Below are 25693 nucleotides of genomic sequence, written 5' to 3'. Positions count from 1 at the left end.
CATCATTCGCCCGTCGGCGCCACGCGACCACGAGGCGCGCGACGTACGGTGCACCAATGCGGACAGTGGGGGTCGATCTGGCGGCCGAGCCGGCGAAGACGGCGGTGGCGACGGTGGACTGGCGCGACGGCGCGGCCCGTCTGGTCGACCTGCGGCTCGGGGCTGCCGACGCCGACATCGTCGCGGCCGCGGCGGGCGCGGACCGCGTCGGCATCGACGCCCCGTTCGGGTGGCCGGACGCCTTCGTCGATTTCATCGCCGCACACCATCGGCGCGACCACGTGCGAAACCTCGGCCTCGACACCAGGCCGGGGCGGCTGCCGCTGGTGCGCCGCCACACGGATCGGGTGGTGCACGCCGCGACGGGTCTGGTCCCGCTCAGCGTGTCGGCGGACCTGATCGCGCACGTGGCGCTGCGCTGCGCCGGACTGCTCGCCGACCTCGGGGACGCGGGTCACGACGTCGGCCGCGTCGACGGAACGGTGGTCGAGGTGTACCCCGCGGCGGCCCTGAAGCGGTGGGGCCTGCCGTTTCGCGGATACAAGGGAATGGTGAACGCGCCAGGGCTGGCCACGCTGGTGCGGAGATTCGAGGAGGATGCGCCGGGGTTCGACCTCGTTGTGCACTACGGGCTTTGTGTGGCGTCGGACGACGCGTTCGATGCCGTCATCGCAGCCGTGATCGCGCGGGCCGCGGCACTCGGGCTGACCGCACGACCCGACCCGGCGGAGCGGGACGTCGCCGAGCGTGAGGGGTGGATCCACGTCCCGACAGGGGATCTCGGCGACCTCATGTCGGGCTGATGCGATTCGAACAGCGCGCTGCCGCTGGCGTGGACATCTGAGACGAGTGCCTGGACTAACAACCTACCGACTGCGTTCACCGTGATCGGGGTGATGGTCGCGCTGATGCTCGGCCTCGGAGCGTACGGCCGGGGGTGGACAAGCACGTCAGGCGGAGTGGCCTCTTCGACCCCGGCTCGAACTCGGTGCGGCCGCCGAACTTTCTGACGGCGCCTTCGGCCCCGACACCACCACCGACGTGGTGCTCCCTCTGACGGGCGGAGACGGTGCGGATCGCCCGAGAGGCTGGATTCATCCGGGGATCTCCTCGAGTCGTGCCGTCGAGTATCGAGCCGAGTGCCGGAAATCCGTCCTGCAGGAGGATGGTTGAGACGGACGGATCTCGCTATAGGGTCCAGATGTCTTCTGGGCGCCGTCCGGGCCGGAACCCGAAGTGCTCCACCATCGTTGCAGCTTCGGGGAAGTTCTCGGCAAGAGCCTCCGGCACGTGCGCATCGCTACCGAAAGTGACCCCACGTCCGCCTTCCTCGGTCCACCACTGAGGTATCCACGGCCACAACCTGCGAGTATTCATCTCCAGAGCGCGCCCACTGTTGGCGAGTGATCGCATCGCCGCTCGAAATCCCTCCTCGAAGCGTCGGGGATCGAACGGGCCTTCCGTGACACTCGGCCACGCACGGACCGCGTAGTCGATGTGACCGAACACCTCGAACTGATCGGATCCGGCGACCATCCGGGGGATCTCCTCGAGGTACGCCCACATCACCTCGTCGGCAGGCCACATGCGGAAGAGGGTGTTGGGCTCGTAGCGGTCGTCACCGACCTTCAGGGTGTGAAGGGACCCGTTGATCCGATCGAGGGTTGACAGGTCGACCAGCATCGATGCCCGATGCCCGAACAGGTGGGGTTGGCCGAACTCGACTCCGGCGAGGATTGTCAGGTCAGGGAACCGATGACGGCATCGATCGATGCTCGCGAGGTAGCCGGCCACTTCCAGCGGTGGTGGCCGCAGGTACCCGTCGGGATCGAGCATCGCTTGTTGGTGGGACATGAGGTCGTCGGGTGTGGTGCGCCACGCATCGTCGAAGTCGAAGTGTTCGGTGAAGACCACTGCTGGGAGGCCGATCGCGACGGCACGTTCACACATCAGCTCCATCCGGCCGGCGGCGAACGAAGTCGGGCCGCCGGTGTCCCAGGACCATTCGCTGTGGACGTGGCTGTCTGCAGGCAGGGGCATGGCTCGTTGCTTGCATGTGTGAACTCGTTCGCGGATCTCCCGGAGTCCTTGGCCGGTTCGTCTTCATGGATAGACGCTTGCCGCGACATACAGGGCGTGTCCTGTTTGATGGATCGTTGAGTTGGACGGTTCGCGGTCGAGGACAGAGGTTCAGGCTGGCAGGGGTCTTCAAGAACTGTGAGAGCGTCAGGGTCGGTATTGCCCGGGGCTTCCAGGCGGGCGCTCACTCAGGCACGGCCGGTGGCCCCGCCACCTCCGCGCGTCGATTCTTGCCAGGACTGATGTACAGCCGAACGGCGTCGTACACCACGACATAGGGCACATCGTCGTCGTTATCCGGATCGCCGGAATCCGAAGGATCCGGCAGTTCCGCCATCTCCTCGATGACGATCTGTGCGCGCGCCCCACCGGGATCAAACATTTCCTGAAACGGCCCGACGAACGACCCCCCGAGCCCACGGTGCTTCGCCCGGAGAGCCGCCCACCCGAACACCATCAGCGGTCCGACCGTAACGAGCAGAAGTGCCAGGTCCCCACCCATGTCCCCGAGCATACCGATGAGTTTGTCCACTCCGACTGAAGGAGAAGGTCGACGTTCGGCGACCAGCGAGACCGGATGTTCCCTCGGGCTTGTCCTGTTTGACGATCGGCCGAGGGATGGAGGGAGCGGTTTCCGAGATCGATGACGATCGGGTTGCAAAGATCTGGTTCAGGGCATCGGAGGTGTCCCTGCAGTAGGTTCGAATGATCCTGGCCGAATGCCGGCAGGCGCCCAACACGAACAGCACCGTGGTGATCGTCGAGCCAGTGCGAGGTCCTGGCGTCCGCACAGGCCAGGTGCTTGTCTCAAGATCTCACGACGTCCGATTTCTGTCCCACCTTCAGGCGCTGGCGGCGCGCGCCGCTGACGGATCGGCGACTGCGGTGAGGGTGGGTGGCCACCCGGTGTAGATGGTGCGAGCGGTGGGTGGGCCACGACTCATCCTGAGATCCCAATTCCCCGAAACTTGTCGGCGGCTGGTAGTAGGATTCGAACAAACATTCGAAGTTGGGGTGACTGAGGATGCGACGGGGGTGACGGGGATGGGTCATGCGGCAGCGGCGGGTATGACGCTGGTGGACGAGCACCTGACCGCCCTGGATGCTGCCGTCGATGCCCTGCTTTCGGATCGGCTCGGCGGGCTGTCGAACGACGACGTGGTGGAGGTGTTGCAGCGCCTCGAGTGCTCGATGCGGAAGCTGGTGGCGGTCGACCAGCAAGTGGTCGTCGAATCCGTGGAGCGGTCGTTGCACGGGGTGTTCGATCTGAGGTCGCCGGTCGAGTTCCTGGTGAAGACGGTGCGGATTTCGGAGGCGCAGGCGCAGTCACGGTTGCGGTCGGCGAAGCGGACCGGCACGTGGCACGACTTTCGTGGTGAGGATCTGCCCGCGGACTATGGCCACACCGCGAAAGCCTTGCGGGAGGGCGCGATCGGGCTCAAGCATGTGGAGGCGGTTCGGGAGATCATGCGGCAGATCCCCGCCCACGTCGACAACGCTCAGCGGGAGACGGCGGAGTCGATCCTGGCGTTGTTGGCTCGGCACGCGGATCCGAAGTACGTGATCAACGCCGGCCTCGACCTGTTGGCGTACCTGAATCCGGACGGCGACTACTCGGAGTCGGATCGGCGGAGGCAGCGGGGTTTACGGATCGGCCGCCAGCGGGCGGATCTCATGTCGCCGGTGTCGGGGTTGCTGGATCCGGAGACGCGGGCGCTGTTGGAGCCGTTGTTGGCGAAGATGGCGCGGCCGGGGATGAACAACCCGGATGATCCGGAATCGCCGTCGGGTGACTGCGAATCCGCGGCCGTCGATCGAGACGCGTTGGCGAAGGCCGCGGCCCGTGACACCCGCACGGCGGCGCAGCGTAACCATGATGCGCTCAAGGTCGGTCTTCGGCACCTGCTGGGCTCCGGGGTCCTCGGTTCGCATCGGGGTTTGCCGGTGACGGCCATCATCACCATGACTTTGTCCCAGCTCGAAGAGGCTTCCGGTGTAGTGACGACGGCGTCCGGTGGGATCGTTCCGATCGGCGACGCACTTCGCCTGGCGCAGCGGGCGCATCCGGTGTTGGTCGTGTTCGACCATCGCGGGCGGCCCCTGCATCTCGGTCGTGCCAAACGGCTCGCCAGTGCTGACCAGCGTCTCGCGCTGATCGCGGCGTCGAAGGGCTGTACCCGCCCGGGCTGCGACGCGCCGGCAAGTATGACTGCGGTCCATCACATTCGTGAGTGGGACAAGGGAGGCCGCACCGACATCGCCGGCCTGGATCTGGCGTGTGACAGCTGTCATTCCCTGATCCATGACGGGCCCGGTGGCTGGAAAACCGCCGCCGTCCCTGAAGGTTTGGAGCATGCCGGTCGGACCGAGTGGACGCCGCCAGCGCATATCGACCCCACCCGCACGCCGCGGATCAATCACCGCCATCACCTGGACGAGTTGTTCGGGATCCTGCACGGCATGATCCGCGCCCGCGACGAACGAGAACTGCATGAGTGGCGGACGAAGTGGGATCCCACCTTCGGCGGCAGCCGTAGCCGCAAGGGAGCGAAAGCGAGCCACGGCAAAGTGCGCGGAACGGGAGTGTCGGGCGACGACGTCCCGTGACGCCGCAGTGTGTCATTCACAGCAAATGCTGGTCACCACCCTGCCGGGTCCCTGCGTGCCCGCTCGCTGAAACGTGCACATAGCGATAACCGTGCCTTGCTGTTGCGGGTCATGACGTTGTATTCAGATGTTGAAGGGCTTGGCTTATCGATGCACTGAACGCGCAATCATGCGCCCATCAGGTAGACTCCTGCCCCATGCAGGGCCGCCGCATCTCCACGACGACGCCGGACACTTCCGGCGAGTTCGCGATGGACTGACCTCCCTCAGACATCTCAAGCCCCGGAACAGTTTCCGGGGCTTCGTTCTTTCCCCGTCTGTTCCGGTACAAACCAACAGGAGCAGACACCTATGGTCGCCGACCACCGGGATCTCAATCTCGACATGGACATATTCGCCACCGATCCGCTTGCCGGTTCCGGTCTTCCGATGTGGCTCCCCGCCGGGGCCGTAATTCGGGAGGAGTTGCAGAAGCTGGCCAAGGAGCTCGCCTCAGCTGATGGCTGCCTCGGTGTGTTCTCGCCGGTGCTCGGGAAGCGGGCACTGTACGAGCGTTCCGGTCATCTGAGCAAGTTCAGCCAGGACATGTTCCCCGCCATGCGCATGGGCGACGACGAGCTGATGCTGCGGCCAGCGAACTGTCCTCATCACGCGTTGATCTACGCATCGACTCAACGCTCATATCGTGAACTGCCTCTTAGATTCAACGAACTCGCCTCCATGTTCCGGGCCGAACGTTCCGGTGTTGTCTCTGGTTTGAGTCGCGTCCGGCAGATCAACCTCGACGACACTCACGTCTTCTGCAGACCGGACCAGGTCCTGCACGAAGCTGAACTTGGGCTGCGTGCAGCACTGCGTGCTCAGGAAATCTTGGGGCTTCCCGTCGACTACGTCCGACTGTCGACGAGAGACAACTCCTCGACATGGCTCGGCACCGACGCACAGTGGCAGCAGGCCCAGGAGAACCTTCGCGCCGCCGGGCAGTCCGTCCTCGCCGAGCGCGGACTGAAATTGGTCGAAGCCCCGGGGGAAGCCGCGTTTTACGGCCCCAAGTTCGATCTGCAAGTTCAGGACGGACGCGGCCGTGAGGAAACCATTGCCACCGTGCAACTCGACTTCAACCAGCCCCAACGATTCGGGCTCACCTATGTCGGCGCAGATGGCGGCGAACACCGCCCCGTCATGATCCATCGAGGGACGGTGGGGTCGATGGAGCGCGTCACTGCAGCACTACTCGAACGCTATGCAGGCCGCCTCCCGTTCTGGCTCTCTCCGATCCACATCACAGTCCTGCCCGTAAGTCCCGACCAGGACGGAGCAGCGCGCACACTCGCCGAAAGGGCTCGCCACCTAGGACTTCGCAGCCGAGTCGACCACGATGGGTCATTGGGAGCGCGCGTTCGAAACGCCCGTAAAGCGAGAGACCACCTCATCGCGGCCATCGGTCCGACCGAAATCGCACGGAACAGCGTTCAGATCACCGACATCGCCAGCCGCATCCGCACCGAGGTCACGCCGGAACGTCTTCTCGAGCTGATGGATGACGCCTACCGCAACCGCCGAACAGCCCTCGACTGGTCCCTTTGAAATGTCGCGTACTCGCTCGGCGGTGCCGAGCGAGTAAGCCGAGAACAACCCCACACGCTCGCGTGCATCCACCGACATCATCGAAGACGCCCGGAACCCTCGAATCCAGCACCTCCGTCCAGGATCGCCTGGCGTTCGATGGCGAGACGGCAGCCCACTGCCGCCGGGAACCGGCCGTCAGCGACCCGACCGGTGTCACCAGCGTCATGGCCGCATGCACCGAGCTGAACATTGCTGTCGGCGGACACGGGTCGTCGCGACAGCTCCCCAGGACCGCATCAGCCCGATTCATCCAAGACCGCCGGGATCTCTCGCTTATTGATGACCGTTGCTTGCCGGTCTCTCGATGGGGTGGGTGTGGCCGTGACAAACTCACCCGAATGGATCTGTTTCCAGTGATCGAACCGTACGACTCGGGCCATCTCGCGGTATCTGACGGAAACACCCTGTACTGGGAGACCATCGGTACCCCGACGGGCCTTCCTGTCGTGTATCTCCACGGAGGCCCGGGGTCGGGTTGCACCTTGGGCATGCGTCGGTTCTTCGACCCAAGCGTATTCCGCGCTGTGTTGTTCGATCAGCGTGGTTGCGGGCGCAGCACGCCCCGCGCTGATGATCCGGCCACCGACCTTTCCACGAACACGACCGGCCACCTCATCGCCGACATCGAGCGCCTTCGAGAACACCTCGGAATCGAAAGATGGGTCGTGGCTGGTGTGTCCTGGGGCGTGTGTCTCGGCTTGGCCTACGCGCAAGCGCACCCTGACAGGGTTGTCGGGATGGCTTTGGGTGCGATCACATCCGGTCGCCGCATGGAAGTGGAGTGGATCACCCGCGACATGCGGCGCATATTTCCACGCGAGTGGGAGCGGTTCGTCGAACCGGTGCCGGAAGCGGAGCGCGACGGAAACCTGGCGGCGGCATACGCACGCCTACTCGCACACCCCGACGCCGCTGTCCGTGAGAACGCGGCACTACGTTGGTGCGAGTGGGAAGACACCCACGTCTCGCTCGTTCCCGGATGGGCGCCCTCCCGCAGATACCAGGACCCTACGTTCCGGATGGTGTTCGCGCGCCTGGTCACCCACTACTGGGGCAACGACCACTTCCTAGCCGAAAACCAACTGCTCGACGGCATGAATCGCCTCGCGGGAATCCCAGCGATTCTCGTTCACGGTCGATACGACATCTCCGGTCCGCTCGACACCGCGTGGGAACTCTCACGCCGGTGGGAAGGCAGCCGCCTCGTTGTCATCGAGGATGCGGGCCACGGCGGCGGCAGCTTCACCGGCCGGCTCGTCGAAGCGATCAACTCATTCGCTGAGACGGCCACGACACACCAAGCCGATCCAGATCGAGCCGAATGCGTGAGGGCGGACCCTCTGGGCTGACCGCCCACGACCGCCGTCAACCTGCTGGAGAATTCAGCCCATCGACGCAGCGGAACCCGAGGTCCGCAGTGTTGACCGGGCACGCACTGTCGGGAGCGCTGTCCCACATGCGCGGAGGAGATGGGGAGAGGCGGGGAAGCCTCCGACCGGGAGTTGTCGTCGAGTGGACGGCGCACGGATCGAGCGCGCCCGGCCGATGGATCCGTCGTGCGGGCCAGGGCCCACGTGCCACCGTCACGCCCGCTCGGCGACGAGGAAGGACGCGATGCGTCCGATCAGCTCGTACGGGATCGGCTTGTTCAGCGGGAACTTCGCGGTGCCCGGCCCGGACCGGTAGGGCGCGAGGTCCGCGGTGAACTGCTCGTCGCCCGCGGGAAGGGGATACACGCTGACGTGCTTCGCCCACCCGGCGAAATGCACGATGTTCCTGCCGTCGAGTGTGAGGGTGGGAATCTGGTAGCTGATCTTCTCGCCTGCCCCGGGAATCGCGTCGTGAAGGGTGGTCCGCACCTTGTCCAGGACGGCGCGCGTCTCCCCGGAGAACGTCTCCAGATAGGCGTCCACTGACTCGAAATCGGCTGCCATGATGATCCTTTCATCGACCGTCGACCGCGGTCACCTCGAGTTGGTCCACCCCGTGCTGCGCGCAGCCGGTGCCCGCGCGGGACACGAAGAGGGTTGCGGTGTCGTTCGGCGGGTACACCCGCAGACCCGCGACCGGTGTCGGGTTGCACTGCTCCGCCGGATAGTTCAGCACCTGGACCGCCCGGACCGTGGCAGTCGCGCGTCCGCCCGGTGCCAGGACGACCGGTTCGCCACTGCCGCCGGCCCGGGTCGCGGCAGCTCCGACCTCGATGCCGTCCGCACCGTCGACGTACGAGACCCCCGGGAACCCGTACAGGGTGCAGGTGCGGCTCCCGGTGTTGGTGAACACCAGCGGAATCGTCACCGATCCCGCCGAACCTTCCACCCGGCCCTCGTTCACCGACAGCTCGGTCGTGGTGCACCGGTCCTGGTCGGCCACCGGAGCCGCGGTGTCTCCGGATGTGGTGTCTCCGGACGCGGCGCCCCCGGTAGTCGGCCCTGCCGTCGTCGCGGTCGGCGGCGACACCGTGGTCGGCGAGTCGGGGACGCCGGGGGAACCGCACGCCGCGAGCATCGCCGCAGCGCCCACCGTCACCAGCACAGGCCACGTCCGGAGCGTTCGCGTCACTGCGGCCCCCGGTGCAGGCACGCCTCGAACAGTTCGCGCACCTCCTGCACGTGCTTGTCCAGCGTCTCGACGGTCCAGCCGTCCGTCGGCACCGGTTCCAGCACGTCGACGTGCACCGTGCCCGGGTGCGCGACAAGGGAATTGCGCCACATCAGCTCGCCGGTGTCGTGGATGACGATCGGGACGATCGGCACCTGACCCTGCAACGCCAGGTGGAACCCGCCCTTCTTGAACCGGCCGAGCTTCGGGGTCGGGGACCGGGTGCCCTCCGGCGCGATCGCCAGCGACGTCCCCGACTGCAGCTTCTCGACCGCCGGCGCCAGCGCGGCCTTCGCCTTCACCGTGTTCGACCGGTCGATGTACGCCACGTCCAGCAACGCACCGACCGGGACGAACCGGGGATCGTGCGAGGCCTCCTGCTTCGCGACCCCGGTCACGTCGCGGCGAATCACGTTGCCGAGCACGAGGACGTCGAGAGAACTCTGGTGATTGAACATGAATACCGCCGGTCGCTGGCGCCACGCGTTCTCCCGGCCCTGCACATCGACGGTGATCCCGCAGATCGCCAACGCGACGTCCGGACCCACCGAGCCCACCAGGTTCGCGGCCGTCTGCCGGTTCCGGGTGAGCAGTCCCGCACCCACCCCGGCCGCCGCCGTGGTCATCAGCGCGCCGATCGCGGTCGCCGTCCGCGCGGTCGACAGCGGGGTGGCGCCCCGCTGCGGTTTCGGCAGGGTCACCACGGGCCATCCGCGTCTGCGCGCCTGCTTGGTCAGTTCACCGTCCGGGTTCAGTGCCACCGGGTACCCCACCGACTCGAGCATCGGAACGTCCTCGGCGCCATTGGAGTACGCGAACGCGTCGGCCAGATCCGCGCCACGCTCGGTCGCGTACGCGGCGAGTGCCTTCGCCTTCTCCGCGCCCCACAGCGGCGGGGTCGCGAGCTTCCCTGTGAGCATGCCGTCGCGGACCTCCGGCTGGGTGCAGAGTACGTCGGTGATGTCGAGGTCGTCGGCGACGAACTGGGCCTGATAGGGCGTCGCGGATGTCGCCATCACCACCGTGTGCCCCGCCCGGCGGTGCGCGGCGAGGATGGCGCGTGCGTCGCGGTAGATCATGCCCGCGATCTCCTGGCGGAACAGGCGCAGACCCCACTCGCGCAGCTCGTCGTCCTGGCGCCCGGCGAGCGCCCGCACCGCGATGTCCATCAGCCCGCCGACATCGGCGCCGCGGAACTGGGTGTCTATCACCGCGCCGGTCGTCCTCAGCAGTTCGCCGACGCTGATGTCGAGGGTGCGCAACCGGTTCCGGTACACGACCGTCGCCGAGTACCCGGCGATCAGGGTGCCGTCGAGGTCGAACGCGGCGAGGGTGCCGGGTCCCGGCGGCGCCTCCGCGATGGACCGGTACAGCGCGTCGAGGGCGTTCACTGCTCTGGGCCCTTCTGTTCGATGACCGGTTCGGCGAGGCTGTCGAGGCGGTCGTGGGCAAGATCGCGGATGCGTCGCACCCGGCGGACCAGGACCCCGATCTCCGCGGCGAACCGTGCCCGGCGCTGCGCGACGTCGCCGTCGTCGGCCTCCACCAGACCGCGGTTGCGCGCCAGGGCCAGCGCGGTGCCGAACAGTTCACCCGAGATGGATTCACTGCTCGAGATCTGCTGTCGCAACCGGCGCTGCTTGGCGATCGCGAGACAGTCCGTCACGAACGACTTCTCGTTGAAGGTGGGTGAGACGGGGGCGAGAATCAACCGGTCGGCGACCACCTCGTAGGACTCCAGGAACGGCTGCAGCACCCGGTGCGCGAGGTATGGCCGCACGGCGCCGAGAATGGTTTCCACCTGGTGAGGGTCCTTCAGCAGGTCCTCCCATCCGGGGCAGATCAGTTGCAGCTCGTCCCGCAGCTGCTGCCGGAAGGTGTCCTTGTCCGAGAAGAAGAACTCGAACTTGAGCAGGTCCCGGATCCGCTGCGCCTCCGCCCATCCGTCCGCTACCGGGTCGGTGAACCGCTCCTCGACCGCCGCTTCGAGAACCAGTTCGGCGATCGCCCTCACGATCAGGAAATGAATGCTGTTGTTGCGGTAGAACGCCGCGACGAGATGCTGGTCGGAACCGAGGTAGTAGACGCGTTCGTCGCCCTTGTCGAAGCGGCGTAGCACTCCCGAGTCCAGATGCGTCTGCAGTGCCGTGCGGATCACCTGCGGGTTGGTCAGGTCGACGTCGCCTGCGGTCGGCAGCTTGCGCACCAGGATGTACTCGATCAGCGGGGTGAGGATGAACTCGAGCTCATTGACCGTGAGCGCGCGGTCCTCGATGCCGAGGAACGCGAGCATCACCAGCGACGACGCGGTGACCGGAGTGACCTCGTTGATCCGGTGGCACACCTCGAAGGCCGTCTTCTGGATAGCCAGGCGCTGGTCGGGATCCTGGGCGAGCGCCTGTGCCAGCGACAACGGCCGGCCGATCGTCACGTGCGCGACTCCACGCCGGTTGCCCTGCGCGCGCACGTATCCGACCAACCAGCGCAGTCCCTCCTTCTGCTTGACCTCGCCGTGCGCCTCGGCGGCCATCGCCTTCACCTCGTACAACTGGTCGTACGTGATCGACACCGGCACCAGGTACACGTCGGAGGCGACGGAGCTGTGGAACGCCTGCGCCAGGTACGTCAGCAGACCGAACCGCGGCGGCCGCAGCTTCCCTGTGCGGGTGCGGCCACCCTCGATGTACCACTCGAGGTTGAACCGCTTGGTCACCAGATAGCGCATGTACTCGCGCAACGTCCACTTGTAGATCTCGTCGTCGCCGAACTTGCGGCGGATGAACACGGTGCCGCTGCGCTTGCTGATCGGGCCGATCGGCCAGAAGTTGATGTTCAGGCCGCCCATCACGTGGTTGAGCGGAAGATCGTTGGCCAGCAACGCAGGCCGCAGCACCAGCGGGTCGAGATACGAGCGGTGGCTGGGCAGGAACACCAGCGAGTGCCTGCGGTTCAGTTCGCGCAACTCGTCGAACCGGGCGGCGTCGACGTCGAGCCGGTACGCGCGGGAGAAATAGCGCCCCAGGCGATCCCACACCGCGATCGCCCGTCGGCTCTGCGTGGCGACCAGTTCGTCCAGTGCCTCACGGGCCTGCTCGTCCACCTGGGTGACATCGGTACGCAGGTCCGAAGCCAGATTTCGGATGCCGTCGCGATAGCGCCGGCTGTCGGTGATCTCGTCGACGACGAACCGGGACACCTTGTACTGGTCGCCGAGCAGGGTGCGCTCCGCGCGTTCGAGGGCGAGGGCGGCCTGGCGGCGGATGAACTCCGGCAACGACCCGCCACCGCCCTCGGAGAGACGGCGTTCGAGGTCGCTGAGCGGCGCCGGTTCGCCCTCGATCACCCGGCAGCGGGACGGGTCCGTACGTAGCACCCGACGTTGCGCACCCCGGCCGGGGTGCAGCGGATCCCGCGGCGACAGAGCCTCGCGCAGTCGTGTCGATCCCGGCTCGTGCGGGTCGCGGGGGAGCCACACCACCCGCACCGGCGTCAGCAGCGGGTCGTCCTCCCGCGTCGTCAGTTCGGCGAGGGTCTGATCGGTGATCGTCACCGCGCTCGCAGGCACGGAGGAGGTGCTCATCCGCTCACCGAGCCAGGTGTGCAGCACCCCCGACTCGGTCTCGGTCATCGCCTCGGTCAGGTACACCCGGGGCCGTGCCGTGTTCGCCGTCATCGTGACACTCCCATCCTCGCCGTGACCACGCCCGTCACCCTCACTCGGAACCCTTCGCCGTGCCCAGGGCCACCACCTCGTCGAGCCCCTCCTGCAGACACTCCATGAACATCGCCGGCGCGGTGACCGCGGCGGTGTCGAGATTGACGCCGATACAGCAGACCCCGTTGTGCGAGACGAGCGTCGCCATCACCGCACATCCCGGTGCCGGACCGAACGGGAACATCCGCTCGATCCGGGCCCCGGCCAGATACACCGGGACCGGCACCCCGGCGACATTGCTCGCCTGCAGGTCCAGTCCGGTGGACTGCGAGAGGTACCAGTTCGCCAGCAGCCACGTCGGGAGCCGCGACAGCAGCGGCGCCGCGAGGTCGAGCGCGTCCAGCGCAGGCTCCTCCCGCAGCCCGAGGACGATCGTGCGGACCTTCGCGATCCGCGCGACCGGATCACGTTCGGCGGCGGGGCCGGCGAACCGCACCGCGGTGAACCTGTTGCCCCCGGAGGGATCCGACGCGGTCCGCATGTTCACCGGCATCCCCATCGGGACCGCGCCGATCTGCTGACCGTGCCGGTCGTGGTAGCGCGCGAAGCCGCCGAGCAACGCCGCGACGTACGCGTCGTTGAGAGACCCGCCCGCCGCCTTCGCGCCGGCCTTCAGCTCGTCCAGGCCCACCTCGAGCGCACCGAACCAGCGGCCGAGCCCACGGTCGCGCAGCAACGGCGACCCGGTCGCGGGTGGGGGAGTGACCACCCGCCGAAGCGAGTTCGCGTACTCGAAAGCCTCGGTGGCTGCACCGAGCGGGTTCGTCACGGTCGCGGTGGCGGTCCGCACCGCCCCGCCGAGGAGTCCGGCGATCCGGCCCGGGGCCCGGCGCAGCTGCGTCGCGACCTCCTCACCGAACGCGGTGACGGTGTTGAGGTTCTCCGGGGGCGCGGGCAGGCGGTCCGGCTTGTCGGGGGTCGGCTCGCGGCGCCGGCTGTGCAGCAGCGTCATCAGGCCGATGCCGCCCATGCCGTCGGTCATGCTGTGGTGCGTCTTGACCACGTACACGGCTCGGCCGTCCTCGAGGCCCTCGATCAGCATCGCCGTCCACGGTGGACGGGCCTTGTCGAACGGCTCGGTCGCCAGGTGCCGGCAGATCCGCAGCGCGTGGTCGAACGTCGCGGGCTCGGGCAACCGCACCCGCCGCAGGTGGTAGTCGAGATCGAACTCGGGGTCGACCGACCACACCGGATTGCCCAGTCCGAATACGGGTTCCACCGCACGCATGCGGATCCGGGGCACGATGTGCGAAGCCCATTCGTGCGCGCGGACCAGGCGATCCCAGTCCGGTGGGCCGTCGAGGACGTCCACGGCGACGATCGGGGAGCGGAGCTTCGGCTGTGCCTCTTCCATCCGCCACATGCCGGCTTCGAGGTCCGACATCGTGCGGTTCCAGCCCTGCGCGAGCCCGGACAGGTCTACGTCGACCGCACTCGGTGGAACCAGGGGTTGGCCGCCGGTGTCGCCAACGCTGCCCATGTCGCACTCCCTACGGTTGTCCACTGCCCGCGGTCGTCGGCTCCCAGTCTGTACCCGGCCCCTGACTGTCGGGGTCGTTTCCGGCTTCGGGGTCGCGGTCGTGTCGTGGCGTCCCGCCCCCGGTCCCACTGGGCGGGACCGGGGGCGGGACGGGTGGCGACACGCCCGAGAGTGAAGCGGAATCGCAAGGGTGCTGGTAGTGACGCAGATTACATTTCCAGGCACGTCAATGTGGGGCAACCCACAGGCCAGTTAACGCGATGTTTCGCTCCTAGCTATACAAACATCCCTCGCCAGGGGCTAGATTCGCGTCTATCGCTCGACATCGCGGAGGCGTTACAGGTCGAGCGGGCATGTCCGTCGAGTGACGGACAGGGTGTTACCGCCGGGCGTGCGCGCACGGCATGCGTGAACGGAGTTACGAGATGAGCGACCCCACAGCCGCAGACGGCATGGTTCGCGCGATCCTCGCGTACGAATTCGATGACCTCGACACCGACGGCGCCGCCGCCGTCGCCGCGATCCGCGCGGGACTACTCGGTGACTGGGTGTCCGCGGTCGCGGACTCCGGGATGCTGTCGGCCGGTGCCGTCCGCGACCTCGAGTCGGCCTGGCGGGCGGACCCGGAACTGCTGGTCGATGCCCTCCTCGACGGTGTCGACGAGATCACCCGCCGTCGCCTGACCGCCTCGCGCGTGGCGTCCCTGCCTGTCGCGGCGGAACGGGTGTCCGCGGTCTGACCGTGGGGTGACGGAGCACGTCGGCGCGGTGTCCGATCCGGGCGCCACTCGTCGTCTCGTTTGTCACAGCAGTCACAACTGTCACTCTGTTACCTGATTGTGGTGATTGGTCCTCGCCACCGCCCTCGATTCCGGCTAGGTTGGGCTCCAATCGCTCGAGCGCACCAAAGTGTTACACCGGCGCGAGAAGTCGCACCCGACGGAGGGACCGGCACCATGAACGATCTGGCATCCCCGACGAAAGACCTGGTCAACGCGGTGCTGTGTTGTGAATGGGAGGGCGGCGAGATCGACGTCCACGCCATCGACCAGGTGCGCGACGGCGAGATGGCCGAGTGGAAAGAAGCCCTTTCGGAGAGCGGCCTGTTCACCGACGAGGCGTTGGTCGCGATCGTCGGAGCCTGGCGTCGTGACCCGGAGCTGCTCGTGGACGCCCTCCTTGCCGGAGCCGACGAGGTCTCGCGGCGTCGCCTCAAGACGCCGCGCCGGCTCTCGCTCCTGCCGGCTCTGCGGTCCGACCGCCGGGTCGTCTTCGGCTGAGCCGGTTCTCCGCCGGAACGCGGAGTCCACGCTGAAGGACCCTCGGGACACAGTCACCCTCGGTAAACAGTCACCCTTCCGCTGAACCCTCATCGACAACGATCACCTCGTCGTCGGTGAGGGTTCGGTGTTTCACACCGTCGCGCCGGTAGCCGTCGGCGATCTCCTCGATCAGGGCGGACTCGGTCGCGGTGTATCCCGGTGACCGGTAGTGCGGGACGATCGCGTGGTCCACCAGTCCGAGGCCGTCCCAGATGACCGGCACCCCGCACGCGGATGCGACCTCGGCCGGGTCGTCGACGCGTTCGAGGCCCCGCAGGCTGGGCGTCAACACACACGCCCCCGCGCTGTAGCCGGCGTACACCAGAGCGTCCTCGCGCAGCAGATCCGTCAGAACCTCGTCCGCGCCGCTGCGCGCGAACTGGGCGCGCAGCACGAAGGTGTTGCCTCCTCGCACCCACACCAGGTCGTGGCGGGACAATTCCGCCCGCAGCCGGTCCGGTGCCCCGACGAACTTCCGCAGATCCACCTCCCGCGGGTCGAAACCCAGCCGTCGCAACGGGACCAGGTCCGAGACCACCGCGGACTTCCGCGCGGATCCCCACGAGTCGGCGGCGTTCGCGATCACGGCGACGCGGCCCGGGCGTCCCACCAACCGGAGCAGTCGGTCGGGGTCGGCGCCGAAACGGTACGACGCGAGGAACAGCCGCATCAGATGGTGAACGCGAGGTTCGTCGCGATCTGCCTGCCCAGGGCCTCGTCCCCGGCGAAGGTGATCTCGTCGATCCGGTCGGCGCCCGAGACCCGGCCGCCGCACAACCGGGTGAACAGCCGCGAGTCCAGGCCGAGGGTGACGGTCGGTGGCCCGGGCAGAGTCGGCACCACCGCCGCGCGGCCGCCGCGCTCCGGGTGCGCAGGGTCGCCGACCACGACGTGGACCTCCCGCGGACGGTCGTCGGCAAACGCCAGGGGACCCGACAGTGCGAACGTCACCGACGAACCCTGCGGCGCCCGGCCCTTCTTCCCGACGGCGAACCCGACACCGTTCAGTAGTTCGGCGAACGCGTACTCGCCGCGGGGACCGCCCTCGTCGCCGGGCAGGGCGAGCGCGTCCCTGATGTCGTGTTCGTGGAACCAGCAGTCGAACAGGCGGGTACGCATGAACCGCCCGTAACTGTCCGGCCCGACCGGGGTCATCGCGGGCGCGTCGAAATCGGCCTGCGACATCGCACCCAGGGCCCGGGCCCGGCGTGCCGTGATGTCCCGGTACGCGGCCAGCATCTCGGCGGGCGATCGGTCCCGCAGGCCGTGGATCCAGCGTTCGTTGAAGGCGCCGATCGGGTTGTGCACGTGCGGGGAGTCGGGGACGGCGTCCGCCTCGACCGGCGGGTCGATGCCCTCGAGCATGGACTCGGTCCCGATGAGGTGCGCGACGACGTCATGCACCGACCAGCCCGGCAGCGCCGACGGCTGAGCCCACTGCTCCGGCGTCAACCGCGCGAGCAGGGCGCCGATCACGTCCCACTGTTCGATCAGGGCTGCGGTCAGCGGCTCCCGGTCGAGCAGCGTCGGGGTCCTGGTCTCGCTCTTCCGGTCGCTGTCGCTCATTCGGCCACTGTCGCTCATTCGGCCACTGTAGAGGCGTGGGGGAGCTCAGGTGCCGATCTCGTGATCGCCGATCTCGGCTCGAACTCGCAGCGGGGGCAGCCGTGGTCGGGGCCGTCGGGCAGGAACGCGCCGCACTTCGGGCACACCCGGTCCAGCCAGCAGACCGGGTCGCCCCCGACGTCGTCGCCCACGTCTCTCCTTACTGTTCTTGCCGGCCGCTGCTCTCGTCGTTCCCGCGGCGGGTGCTCACGCCTCGTTCAGGACCTCGGCCAGCACGTCCGCGTGACTGTGTTCCAGATCGTGGGTGGCGGTCAGGAGCACCAGCGGCCTGCCGTTCGCCAGCGCAGTGACGCGGGCGATGGCCTCGCGGCCCTCGTCGGATTCGAGTTCGGCACGGTAGCGGGCCCGGAACTCGCGGAAATGCGCGGCGTCGTGGCTGTACCAGCGCCGCAGTTCCGTCGACGGTGCCAGGTCCTTGGCCCAGTCGTCGTAGTGGAAATCGTCCTTGCGGACGCCCCGCGGCCACAGGCGGTCGATGAAGACGCGGACCGCGCCCGGTTCCGGTTCGGGGTGGTCGTACACGCGCTCGACCGTGACGTCCGGTGTCGTCCGACTGGTCATCGTCACCTCCGCGGCAGAAGCAGTGACCCGGCCCTGTGGCCCAGTCTAGGTTCGACGGCCGGTCGGCGAGGCGGGATGAACGAGCGGTGGGCAGTCGGCGCGTGCGGGAATTCGGGCCTCACGGGCGCCGTGGAACGCCGCTGACGCCCCGACAATGCTGTGACCGGTGACACAATTCCGTAGGAATCTACGCCACTTGCCCTTGATCGGATTCGATTCAGTGCCTGTTTTGGGGATTTTGAGATGTATCCGTGAGCGAAAGCGTGTCAGCATTGGCTACTTCGTGCTACCCGGACCATCGTCCGCTCGTCGCACGCGGGCCGCCGCCCGTCCCGGCCCGACAACCACCAATCGCAGGAAGTAGTCACATTGGACACATCGAAGAGCACGCCCCAGGCGCGCCCGACGGTCGGCGTCGTTCGAGAGACGAACGACGGTGAACGGCGGGTGGCGCTGGTCCCGAAGGTCGTGACGACCTTGATCGGCAAGGGCCTCGACGTCGTCGTCGAAGCCGGTGCCGGTCTCGGGGCGTTGATCCCGGACGAGCTGTATAAGGAGGCCGGTGCCACCATCGGCGACCCGTGGTCGGCTGACCTGGTCGTCAAGGTCGCGCCGCCCACCGACGCCGAAACCGCGAAGCTGAAGTCGGGATCCGTCCTGATCGGTTTCCTGGCGCCGCGCACCAACCCCGACGGGATCGCCGCACTGAAGGCCGCGGGCGTGTCCGCGTTCGCGGTCGAGGCCATTCCGCGCATCTCCCGCGCTCAGGTAATGGACGCGCTGTCGTCGCAGGCGAACGTCGCCGGCTACAAGGCCGTCGTCGTCGCGGCATCGGAGTCCACCCGGTACTTCCCGATGCTGACCACCGCCGCGGGCACCGTGAAGCCGGCGACCGTGCTGGTCCTCGGTGTCGGTGTCGCCGGCCTGCAGGCCCTCGCCACGGCGAAGCGGCTCGGCGGCCGGACCACCGGTTACGACGTGCGTCCGGAGGTCGCGGACCAGGTGCGTTCGGTCGGTGCGCAGTGGCTCGACCTGGGCATCGACGCCGCCGGTGAGGGCGGCTACGCCCGCGAGCTGACCGAGGACGAGCGCGCGCAGCAGCAGCAGGCGCTCGAGGACGCCATCAAGGGCTTCGACGTGGTCGTCACGACCGCGCTGGTTCCGGGTCGTCCGGCGCCGCGTCTGGTCACCGCCGCCGCGGTGCAGGGCATGAAGCCCGGTTCCGTCGTGGTCGACCTGGCCGGTGAGACCGGTGGCAACTGCGAGCTGACCGAGCCCGGTCAGACGGTCGTCAAGCACGGTGTCACGATCTGCTCGCCGCTGAACCTGCCCGCGACGATGCCCGAGCACGCCTCGGAGCTGTACTCGAAGAACCTGCAGGCCGTCATCGAGTTGATGCTCGACGAGAACGGTGCGCTCGCGCCCGACTTCGACGACGAGATCCTCGCCGCCGCCTGCGTCACCCGTGAGGGGGCGAACGCCTGATGTACAACGAACTGCTGGCGAACATCGCGATCCTGGTCCTGGCCGGGTTCGTCGGATTCGCCGTCATCTCCAAGGTCCCGAACACGCTGCACACGCCGCTGATGTCGGGCACCAACGCCATCCACGGCATCGTCGTGCTCGGCGCGCTGGTCGTGCTCGGGCATCTGCCCGGCGACGCGCCATGGTCGATCAAGATCATCCTGTTCGTCGCGCTGGTGTTCGGCACCCTGAACGTCGTCGGCGGTTTCGTGGTCACCGACCGCATGCTCGCGATGTTCAAGCCCAAGAAGGACGCCCAGAAGGTCGTCGAGAAGAAGGGGGCTGACGCCTGATGGGCTACCTCGTCACGATCCTGTACATCGTCGCGTTCTCGATGTTCATCTACGGTCTCTCGGGTCTGACCGGCCCGAAGACCGCGGTGCGCGGCAACTACATCGCCGCGGTCGGCATGCTCGTCGCCGTGATCGCGGTGCTGATCGACATCCGCGACACCGACAACTGGGGCCTGATCATCGGCGGCCTGGCCGTTGGCGTCATCCTCGGTGTCCCGCCCGCGCTGCGCACCAAGATGACCGCGATGCCGCAGCTCGTCGCCCTGTTCAACGGCGTCGGCGGTGGCACGGTCGCGCTGATCGCGTGGGCGGAGTTCCTCAACTCCGACGGCTTCACCGCTGTCGAGGCGGTGCCGTCTGCGCCGTTCATCGTCGGGTCGCTGTTCGCCGCGATCATCGGTTCGGTGTCGTTCTGGGGTTCGCTGGTCGCGTTCTCCAAGCTGCAGGAACTGCTCAACAAGAACCTGGAAAAGAAGGTCGTCGCCTCGGCGAAGCTGTTCCAGCTCGCGAACATCGTCCTCGCGGTGGTGTCGATCGGTCTCGCGATCTACATCGGTGTGGGCGCCGACGGTGACCCGCAGTCGCCGTGGCTGATCGTCGGGCTGCTCGTCGCGGCCGGTGTGATGGGCCTGTTCGTGGTGCTGCCGATCGGCGGCGCCGACATGCCCGTCGTCATCTCGCTGCTCAACGCCCTGACCGGCCTGTCCGCCGCCGCGGCGGGTCTGGCCCTGAACAACCAGGCGATGATCGTCGCGGGCATGATCGTCGGCGCGTCCGGCTCGATTCTGACCAACCTGATGGCGAAGGCGATGAACCGGTCCATCCCGGCGATCATCTTCGGCTCGTTCGGTGGCGGTGACGAGGGCGGCGCCGCGGGCTCCGCCGCGGGCGGCACCGTCAAGGCCACCTCCGCCTCCGATGCGGCGATCCAGATGGCGTACGCCAACCAGGTCATCGTCGTGCCCGGTTACGGTCTGGCGGTCGCGCAGGCGCAGCACGCGGTCAAGGAGATGGCCAGCATGCTCGAGGAGCGTGGCGTCGAGGTCAAGTACGCGATCCACCCGGTCGCCGGCCGCATGCCCGGTCACATGAACGTCCTCCTCGCCGAGGCCGACGTCGAGTACGACGCGATGAAGGAGATGGACGACATCAACGGCGAGTTCTCTCGCACCGACGTCACCATCGTCATCGGCGCCAACGACGTCACCAACCCGGCCGCGCGTCAGGACTCGTCGAGCCCGATCTACGGCATGCCGATCCTCAACGTCGACCAGTCGAAGTCCGTCATCGTGCTCAAGCGGTCCATGTCGTCCGGCTACGCCGGCATCGACAACCCGCTGTTCACGGCGGATCAGACCTCGATGCTGTTCGGTGACGCGAAGAAGATGGTCTCCGAGGTCACCGAGGAACTGAAGGCGCTGTAACACGGGCGCTGCAACACCACCGGTGGTGTCACATCAACGGCGCTGTGACACCACCGGCTCTGCAATGACACGGGCTCTGCAATGACACGGGCACTCTGGCGCGGCTGACCGCGCGAGGGTGCCCGTGCCTCGTCGGGGGGCCGGATCACGGTGTGGGCCGGAGCAGTCCGGCGAACCGGCACGCCAGCAGGACGCACAGGAGTGGGACAGCGAGTGTCGCGGTCAACGGCATCAGCTGCGTCAACCATCCCAGCAGCGCCGGACCGGCCAGCAACCCGAGATACCCCATGCCCACCACCCGGGACATGTTCACGCCCGGGGAGCCCGCGTTCAGGTTGCCCGCGGCGGTGAAGATCTGCGGGATGCAGCCCGAGAGCCCGAGTCCGAACAGCGCCCAGCCGAACAGGGTGAGCGGGACCCAACTCGACGCCATCACCGCGCCCATCCCGACAGCTGCGATCAGGGTGCCGTAGCGCACCACCGCGACCGGTCCGAGCGCCGCGGCGACCCGGTCGGCGGTGAACCGGCCGAGGGTCATCATCACCGCGAACGCGCCGAACGCCAGCGCCGCCGTCGCGTCGGACGTGCCGAGGTGTTCCTTGACCTGCAGCGTGCTCCAGTCGTTCGCGGCCCCTTCGGCGAGGAACACGGCGAACGCGATCGCGCCGAGGGCCAGGACCTTCGCGGTCGCCGGTCGCTCGGGTGAACTCGCCGAACCGGTGGCCGCCGTCTGTTCATCGGGTTCGTGAACTTCGTGCGGCAGCAGCGCAGGCAGGCAGGCGAGGATGGTGACGGCGCCGAGTGCGGCCGCCCCCGGCAGCGCCGTCGACGGCGCCACGCCTGCGGCCAGCGTCGCCGCACCGAGAAGCGACCCGGCGACCCCACCGAGGGAGAACAGCGCGTGGAACGCCGACATGATCGGTCGGCCGTAGGCCCGCTCGACGTGCACCGCCTGCGAGTTCATCGACACGTCCAGCGCGCCGTTGCCGAGTCCGAAGACGATGAGCGCCACGCCCAGGCTCACCGCGTCGGTGGCCAGCGCCGGACCGATCGCACCCGCGGACAGCAGCAGGCCCGCCGCCGCGATCATGCGTCGGCTGCCCCACCGGTCCGCGAGCGGTCCGGCGAACTGCATGCCGATCAGGGCGCCGCCGGCGAGGACCAGCAGCAACCAGCCCAGCGTGGCGTGGCTGATGCCGGTCCGCTCCGAGATGGCGGGGATGTGCACCACCCACGCGGCGAGCAGGAAACCGTTGACGGCGAACACGCCGAAGACGGCGGCACGGGCACGGCGGAGACGGGCGGCGTCGAGCGTGGTCAGCAGCATCGGGTCCCATTGTGGCGGCACCGCCGCCCGTGAGCACTCTTGGTCCCCAGCCGGCCAAAAGTACTCACGGGCGGCGAAGCCGCTCAGCTGCGGGCCAGGAGAGTCGCTCAGCTCCGGGCCAGCAGGGTGAGGGGGTCGGTGAGGATCGCGGCGACGTCGGCGAGGAATTGCGAACCCTGCTCGCCGTCGACGAGACGGTGGTCGAACGACAACCCCAGCGTCGTCACCCAGCGGGGGACCACCTCGTCGTCGACCACCCACGGACGGCGGGCGATCGCGCCGAGGCACACGATCGCCGCCTCCCCGGGCGTCAGGATCGCCGTGCCCGCGTCGACTCCGAACACCCCCACGTTGGTGATCGTGATCGTGCCGCCGGTCAGGTCCGCCGGCGTCGCGTGCCCGGCTCGGGCGGTCGCCGTCGACTCACCGATCGCGCGGGTCAGGTCGACGAGGGTCATGTCGTGCGCGTCCTTGACCGTCGGCACGAGCAGCCCCCGCTCCGTCGCGGTCGCGACACCGAGGTTCACGTAGTGCTTGGTGACGATCTCCTGGCGGACCTCGTCCCAGCTCGCGTTGAGTTCCGGGCGACTCCGCAGTGCCACCAGCATCGCCTTCGCCACCAGCGACAGCGGCGTCAGGGTGAGGCCGGCGAACGGCGCCGTTTTCCGTAGCCGGTCGAGCAGTTCCATCGACGCCGTCACGTCGACGGTGACGAATACGGTGACCTGTGGTGCGGTGAACGCGCTGCGCGTCATCGCCGCGGCGGTCTGCTTGCGGACGCCCCGGATCGGGGTCCGGGACTCCCGGCCCGCCTGAGGCGCGGAATCCCGGCCGCCCCCGGTCGCGGCGGCTTCGACATCGGTGACGGTGATCGCCCCGCCCGAACCGGTGCCCGGCACCGTCGCCAGGTCGACGCCGAGTTCGCGCGCGAGTCGACGAGCGGACGGTTTCGCGTCCGGCCGGGCCGCCTCGTCCCGGGTGCCACCGGGTGTGACGGCGCCGCCGTCGGTGTCCGCGGTGACGGCGCCGCCGTCGCGCCGTCGTGTGCGTCGTCGGCTCGCCGGCTGGGCGGCGGGGCCGTACCCGACCAGCACCGAACCCTGTGCGGGAGGAAGGGGTTCGGAGGTGGCGCCGGCATCCCCGATCCGGATCAGTGGCGCACCGACCGGAACCGTGTCACCGGGGGCGGCGAGCAGGGCGAGGACGGTGCCCGCGAACGGCGACGGCAGTTCGACGGCGGCCTTCGCGGTCTCGACCTCGGCGATCACCTGGTTGAGTGCAACCGTGTCGCCGACGGCCACCGACCATGACATGAGTTCCGCCTCGGTCAGGCCCTCACCGAGGTCGGGCAGGCGGAACTCGTGCACCTCGCCGGTCACGGTGGTCCCCGTCAGGCGGCGAGCGTCCGGTCGACCGCATCGAGGATGCGATCGGGGTCGGGCAGGTAGTACTTCTCGAGTTTCGCCGGCGGGTACGGGGTGGCGAACCCGCCGACCCGCAGCACGGGCGCCTCCAGTTGGTAGAAGCAGCGTTCGGTGATGCGGGCGGCGATCTCGGCGCCGAGTCCGGCGAACACCGGCGCCTCGTGCACGATCACGAGCCGCCCGGTGCGGCGGACCGATGCCTCGACGGTGTCGAAGTCGATCGGGGACAGTGCCCGCAGGTCGATCACCTCCAGCGAATGCCCCTCTGTCTCGGCCTCGGCGGCCGCGGCGAGCGCGGTCGCCACCATCGGTCCGTACGCGACGAGCGTGGCGTCGGTGCCGGGGCGGGCGACGCGCGCGCAATACAGGTCGAGCGCGGGCGGAGCGTCGGACTCCACCTCGCCGCGGTCCCAGTACCGGCGTTTCGGCTCGAAGAACACCACCGGGTCGTCGTCGGCGATCGCCTGCTGGATCATCGTGAAGGCGTCGGACGGGGTGGACGGGCTGACCACGCGCAGTCCGGCGGCGTGCGCGAAGTACACCTCGGGGGATTCCGAATGGTGTTCCACCGCACCGATTCCGCCTCCGAACGGGATGCGGATGGTCAACGGTGCCCGGACCCGCCCCTCGGTGCGGTAGTGGATCCGGGCGACCTGCGAGACGATCTGGTCGAACGCCGGGTAGACGAAGCCGTCGAACTGGATCTCGCACACCGGGCGGTAGCCGCGCAGTGCGAGTCCGAATGCCGTACCGACGATTCCGGATTCGGCGAGGGGGGTGTCGATGACGCGGGCGTCACCGAAGTCCTTCTGCAGGGTGTCGGTGACCCGGAAGACGCCGCCGAGGGCGCCGATGTCTTCGCCCATCAACACGACCTTCGGATCGTGGTCGAGTGCGCGCCGCAGTCCGGCGTTGATCGCACCGGCCAGGGTCATGATGGTCATCAGCGCGCCCCCTCCATGTCGTGCAGGTAGGCGGCGTAGCTGTCCCGTTCCTCGTCGAGGACGGTGTGCCCGTGGGCATAGACGTGGTCGAACAGGCGCAGCGGTTCCGGGTCGGGCAGGGCGAGGGTACCGGCCCGGAAAGCGGCGGCCGCGCCTTCGGCCTTCTCCCGGACCCGGCCGTCGAACTCGCCGTCCCACGCGTCCTCGCGTTCGAGGAGTCGACGGATCCGATCGATCGGGTCGCGCGCCCGCCACGGCTCGAGGTCGGCGCCGGTCCGGTAGCGGGTCGGGTCGTCGGACGTGGTGTGCGGACCCATCCGGTAGGTGAGCGCCTCGACGAAGCTCGGACCGCTGCCCTCCCTGGCCCGCCGGGCCGCGGTCCGAGTGACGGCGAGGACCGCGAGCACGTCGTTCCCGTCCACCTGCACGGACGGCATGCCGTAGCCGGCTGCCCTCTGTGCCAGCGGGTTCGGGCTCTGCAGTCGAACGGGTTCGCTGATCGCCCAGTGGTTGTTCTGGCAGAAGAACACCACCCCGGCGTTGAAGCTCGTGGCGAATCCCAGTGCCTCCGACAGGTCGCCCTGACTGGTCGCGCCGTCGCCGAAGTACGCGACGGTGGCGATCTCGGCGCCGTCGAAGTGCGCGCCGATCGCGTAGCCGGTGGCGTGCAGGCCCTGCGCGCCGACGACGATTGCCGGATTCGTCAGCGCGAGCGCGTTCGGATCCCAGCACGACAGCGCGACACCGCGCCACAGGCGTGGCCACTGCGCCGGATCCACGCCGCGGCAGTACGCCAGACCGTGCTCGCGGTAGCTGGTGAAGACGTAGTCGTCGGGATCGAGCGCGTGCGCCGAACCGACCTGGGCGGCTTCCTGGCCGAGACTCGGTACCCAGATCCCGAGCTGGCCCTGCCGTTGCAGCGCGGTGGCTTCGGCGTCGACGCGCCGGACCACCACCATGTCCTCGTACATTGCGCGGAGTTGCTGTGCGCCGACGTCGGCGACGACCTCCGCATACCGTGCACCGTGCACCCGTCTGCCGTCCGGTTGGACGAGCTGGACCGGGTAGACCTTCTTGTCGGCCACCGGGACCTCCTCGTGCTGTCGCCGGGGAGGTCCTCGTGAGACAGGCCCCGAC

General features: G+C 68.2%; 23 protein-coding genes. 9 read left to right on the top strand and 14 right to left on the bottom strand.

Features of this window, described 5'->3' with window-relative positions:
* Positions 1-56: 56 nt before the first annotated feature.
* Positions 57-803, top strand: a complete 747-nt coding sequence (locus ACWEPG_RS21400; protein WP_452595231.1) for a DUF429 domain-containing protein — start codon at positions 57-59, stop codon at positions 801-803.
* A 385-nt stretch (positions 804-1188) separates the two neighbouring features.
* On the opposite strand, the gene ACWEPG_RS21395 is transcribed toward ACWEPG_RS21400, so the two are convergent.
* Both ACWEPG_RS21395 and ACWEPG_RS21390 read right to left on the bottom strand, forming a co-directional pair.
* Positions 1189-2040 (bottom strand): PHP domain-containing protein, encoded by an 852-nt coding sequence (locus ACWEPG_RS21395; protein ID WP_452595230.1) that lies wholly within the window; start codon positions 2038-2040, stop codon positions 1189-1191.
* Between the two features lie 223 nt (positions 2041-2263).
* Positions 2264-2581: a hypothetical protein gene (locus tag ACWEPG_RS21390; RefSeq protein WP_452595229.1), complete on the bottom strand. Its 318-nt coding sequence runs from the start codon at positions 2579-2581 to the stop codon at positions 2264-2266.
* A gap of 566 nt (positions 2582-3147) precedes the next feature.
* Here ACWEPG_RS21390 and ACWEPG_RS21385 point away from each other — a divergent pair.
* The 3 genes from ACWEPG_RS21385 (at position 3148) to pip (ending at position 7664) form a co-directional block, all read left to right on the top strand.
* Complete coding sequence (locus ACWEPG_RS21385; protein ID WP_452595228.1) at positions 3148-4686, top strand: DUF222 domain-containing protein; 1539 nt, start codon at positions 3148-3150, stop codon at positions 4684-4686.
* A gap of 351 nt (positions 4687-5037) precedes the next feature.
* Entirely contained in the window at positions 5038-6273 is a 1236-nt protein-coding gene (gene thrS, locus ACWEPG_RS21380; protein ID WP_452595227.1) for a threonine--tRNA ligase, read from the top strand.
* A gap of 380 nt (positions 6274-6653) precedes the next feature.
* Positions 6654-7664 (top strand): prolyl aminopeptidase, encoded by a 1011-nt coding sequence (pip, locus tag ACWEPG_RS21375; protein ID WP_452595226.1) that lies wholly within the window; start codon positions 6654-6656, stop codon positions 7662-7664.
* A gap of 234 nt (positions 7665-7898) precedes the next feature.
* Here pip and ACWEPG_RS21370 read toward each other — a convergent pair whose 3' ends face one another.
* From ACWEPG_RS21370 to ACWEPG_RS21350, 5 genes are read right to left on the bottom strand one after another with little or no spacing between them, the layout of a single operon-like run.
* Positions 7899-8249 (bottom strand): iron chaperone, encoded by a 351-nt coding sequence (locus ACWEPG_RS21370; protein ID WP_452595225.1) that lies wholly within the window; start codon positions 8247-8249, stop codon positions 7899-7901.
* A gap of 10 nt (positions 8250-8259) precedes the next feature.
* Positions 8260-8844: a DUF4232 domain-containing protein gene (locus tag ACWEPG_RS21365; RefSeq protein ID WP_452595224.1), complete on the bottom strand. Its 585-nt coding sequence runs from the start codon at positions 8842-8844 to the stop codon at positions 8260-8262.
* Positions 8845-8873: 29 nt separating this feature from the next.
* Positions 8874-10307, bottom strand: a complete 1434-nt coding sequence (locus ACWEPG_RS21360) for an HAD-IB family hydrolase (protein WP_450136271.1) — start codon at positions 10305-10307, stop codon at positions 8874-8876.
* A complete protein-coding gene (locus tag ACWEPG_RS21355; RefSeq protein WP_450114182.1) occupies positions 10304-12589 on the bottom strand; it encodes a glycerol-3-phosphate 1-O-acyltransferase in 2286 nt (761 codons plus the stop codon). The genes ACWEPG_RS21360 and ACWEPG_RS21355 overlap by 4 nt, the downstream gene beginning before the upstream one ends.
* A gap of 40 nt (positions 12590-12629) precedes the next feature.
* On the bottom strand, positions 12630-14111 hold the full coding sequence (locus tag ACWEPG_RS21350) for a wax ester/triacylglycerol synthase domain-containing protein (protein WP_450114181.1): 1482 nt from the start codon (positions 14109-14111) through the stop codon (positions 12630-12632).
* 425 nt (positions 14112-14536) lie between these two features.
* Here ACWEPG_RS21350 and ACWEPG_RS21345 point away from each other — a divergent pair, with 425 nt between their 5' ends.
* Complete coding sequence (locus ACWEPG_RS21345; protein WP_450114180.1) at positions 14537-14851, top strand: hypothetical protein; 315 nt, start codon at positions 14537-14539, stop codon at positions 14849-14851.
* 216 nt (positions 14852-15067) lie between these two features.
* Positions 15068-15391 (top strand): hypothetical protein, encoded by a 324-nt coding sequence (locus ACWEPG_RS21340; RefSeq protein WP_450114179.1) that lies wholly within the window; start codon positions 15068-15070, stop codon positions 15389-15391.
* Between the two features lie 70 nt (positions 15392-15461).
* Here the strand turns inward: ACWEPG_RS21340 and ACWEPG_RS21335 are convergent, their stop codons facing one another.
* From ACWEPG_RS21335 to ACWEPG_RS21325, 3 genes are all read right to left on the bottom strand, one after another.
* The gene (locus ACWEPG_RS21335; protein ID WP_450114178.1) at positions 15462-16103 is read right to left on the bottom strand and encodes a Type 1 glutamine amidotransferase-like domain-containing protein; all 642 of its coding nucleotides are present in this window, start codon (positions 16101-16103) and stop codon (positions 15462-15464) included.
* Positions 16103-16999, bottom strand: coding sequence for a maleylpyruvate isomerase family mycothiol-dependent enzyme (locus ACWEPG_RS21330; protein WP_452595298.1), 897 nt, complete (start codon positions 16997-16999; stop codon positions 16103-16105). Before ACWEPG_RS21330 ends, ACWEPG_RS21335 begins: the two co-directional genes overlap by 1 nt.
* A gap of 246 nt (positions 17000-17245) precedes the next feature.
* On the bottom strand, positions 17246-17620 hold the full coding sequence (locus tag ACWEPG_RS21325; protein WP_450114175.1) for a DUF488 domain-containing protein: 375 nt from the start codon (positions 17618-17620) through the stop codon (positions 17246-17248).
* A gap of 369 nt (positions 17621-17989) precedes the next feature.
* Here ACWEPG_RS21325 and ACWEPG_RS21320 point away from each other — a divergent pair, with 369 nt between their 5' ends.
* From ACWEPG_RS21320 to ACWEPG_RS21310, 3 genes are read left to right on the top strand one after another with little or no spacing between them, the layout of a single operon-like run.
* Positions 17990-19105: a Re/Si-specific NAD(P)(+) transhydrogenase subunit alpha gene (locus tag ACWEPG_RS21320; protein ID WP_450114174.1), complete on the top strand. Its 1116-nt coding sequence runs from the start codon at positions 17990-17992 to the stop codon at positions 19103-19105.
* On the top strand, positions 19105-19437 hold the full coding sequence (locus ACWEPG_RS21315) for an NAD(P) transhydrogenase subunit alpha (RefSeq protein ID WP_378427185.1): 333 nt from the start codon (positions 19105-19107) through the stop codon (positions 19435-19437). The genes ACWEPG_RS21320 and ACWEPG_RS21315 overlap by 1 nt, the downstream gene beginning before the upstream one ends.
* Entirely contained in the window at positions 19437-20861 is a 1425-nt protein-coding gene (locus ACWEPG_RS21310; RefSeq protein ID WP_450114173.1) for an NAD(P)(+) transhydrogenase (Re/Si-specific) subunit beta, read from the top strand. The genes ACWEPG_RS21315 and ACWEPG_RS21310 overlap by 1 nt, the downstream gene beginning before the upstream one ends.
* Before the next feature lie 145 nt (positions 20862-21006).
* Here ACWEPG_RS21310 and ACWEPG_RS21305 read toward each other — a convergent pair whose 3' ends face one another.
* From ACWEPG_RS21305 to pdhA, 4 genes are all read right to left on the bottom strand, one after another.
* Positions 21007-22188, bottom strand: coding sequence for an MFS transporter (locus ACWEPG_RS21305; RefSeq protein WP_452595223.1), 1182 nt, complete (start codon positions 22186-22188; stop codon positions 21007-21009).
* A gap of 107 nt (positions 22189-22295) precedes the next feature.
* Entirely contained in the window at positions 22296-23567 is a 1272-nt protein-coding gene (locus tag ACWEPG_RS21300; RefSeq protein WP_452595222.1) for a dihydrolipoamide acetyltransferase family protein, read from the bottom strand.
* Between the two features lie 11 nt (positions 23568-23578).
* A complete protein-coding gene (locus ACWEPG_RS21295; RefSeq protein ID WP_452595221.1) occupies positions 23579-24556 on the bottom strand; it encodes an alpha-ketoacid dehydrogenase subunit beta in 978 nt (325 codons plus the stop codon).
* Positions 24556-25641: a pyruvate dehydrogenase (acetyl-transferring) E1 component subunit alpha gene (pdhA, locus tag ACWEPG_RS21290; RefSeq protein ID WP_450114169.1), complete on the bottom strand. Its 1086-nt coding sequence runs from the start codon at positions 25639-25641 to the stop codon at positions 24556-24558. Before pdhA ends, ACWEPG_RS21295 begins: the two co-directional genes overlap by 1 nt.
* Positions 25642-25693: the final 52 nt, after the last annotated feature.

The sequence above is a fragment of the Rhodococcus sp. NPDC004095 genome (assembly GCF_053604015.1).
Note: the sequence above shows the minus strand (reverse complement) of the source record. Positions and strands in the feature narration are given on the sequence as shown.

Excerpts from the sequence above, each read along its gene's own strand:
- ACWEPG_RS21400 (WP_452595231.1), top strand. The coding sequence starts at position 57 with ATGCGGACAGTGGGGGTCGATCTGGCGGCCGAGCCGGCGAAGACGGCG.
- ACWEPG_RS21395 (WP_452595230.1), bottom strand. The coding sequence starts at position 2,040 with ATGCCCCTGCCTGCAGACAGCCACGTCCACAGCGAATGGTCCTGGGAC.
- ACWEPG_RS21390 (WP_452595229.1), bottom strand. The coding sequence starts at position 2,581 with ATGGGTGGGGACCTGGCACTTCTGCTCGTTACGGTCGGACCGCTGATG.
- ACWEPG_RS21385 (WP_452595228.1), top strand. The coding sequence starts at position 3,148 with ATGACGCTGGTGGACGAGCACCTGACCGCCCTGGATGCTGCCGTCGAT.
- thrS (WP_452595227.1), top strand. The coding sequence starts at position 5,038 with ATGGTCGCCGACCACCGGGATCTCAATCTCGACATGGACATATTCGCC.
- pip (WP_452595226.1), top strand. The coding sequence starts at position 6,654 with ATGGATCTGTTTCCAGTGATCGAACCGTACGACTCGGGCCATCTCGCG.
- ACWEPG_RS21370 (WP_452595225.1), bottom strand. The coding sequence starts at position 8,249 with ATGGCAGCCGATTTCGAGTCAGTGGACGCCTATCTGGAGACGTTCTCC.
- ACWEPG_RS21355 (WP_450114182.1), bottom strand. The coding sequence starts at position 12,589 with ATGACGGCGAACACGGCACGGCCCCGGGTGTACCTGACCGAGGCGATG.
- ACWEPG_RS21350 (WP_450114181.1), bottom strand. The coding sequence starts at position 14,111 with ATGGGCAGCGTTGGCGACACCGGCGGCCAACCCCTGGTTCCACCGAGT.
- ACWEPG_RS21345 (WP_450114180.1), top strand. The coding sequence starts at position 14,537 with ATGAGCGACCCCACAGCCGCAGACGGCATGGTTCGCGCGATCCTCGCG.
- ACWEPG_RS21340 (WP_450114179.1), top strand. The coding sequence starts at position 15,068 with ATGAACGATCTGGCATCCCCGACGAAAGACCTGGTCAACGCGGTGCTG.
- ACWEPG_RS21335 (WP_450114178.1), bottom strand. The coding sequence starts at position 16,103 with ATGCGGCTGTTCCTCGCGTCGTACCGTTTCGGCGCCGACCCCGACCGA.
- ACWEPG_RS21330 (WP_452595298.1), bottom strand. The coding sequence starts at position 16,999 with ATGAGCGACAGCGACCGGAAGAGCGAGACCAGGACCCCGACGCTGCTC.
- ACWEPG_RS21325 (WP_450114175.1), bottom strand. The coding sequence starts at position 17,620 with ATGACCAGTCGGACGACACCGGACGTCACGGTCGAGCGCGTGTACGAC.
- ACWEPG_RS21315 (WP_378427185.1), top strand. The coding sequence starts at position 19,105 with ATGTACAACGAACTGCTGGCGAACATCGCGATCCTGGTCCTGGCCGGG.
- ACWEPG_RS21310 (WP_450114173.1), top strand. The coding sequence starts at position 19,437 with ATGGGCTACCTCGTCACGATCCTGTACATCGTCGCGTTCTCGATGTTC.
- ACWEPG_RS21305 (WP_452595223.1), bottom strand. The coding sequence starts at position 22,188 with ATGCTGCTGACCACGCTCGACGCCGCCCGTCTCCGCCGTGCCCGTGCC.
- ACWEPG_RS21295 (WP_452595221.1), bottom strand. The coding sequence starts at position 24,556 with ATGACCATCATGACCCTGGCCGGTGCGATCAACGCCGGACTGCGGCGC.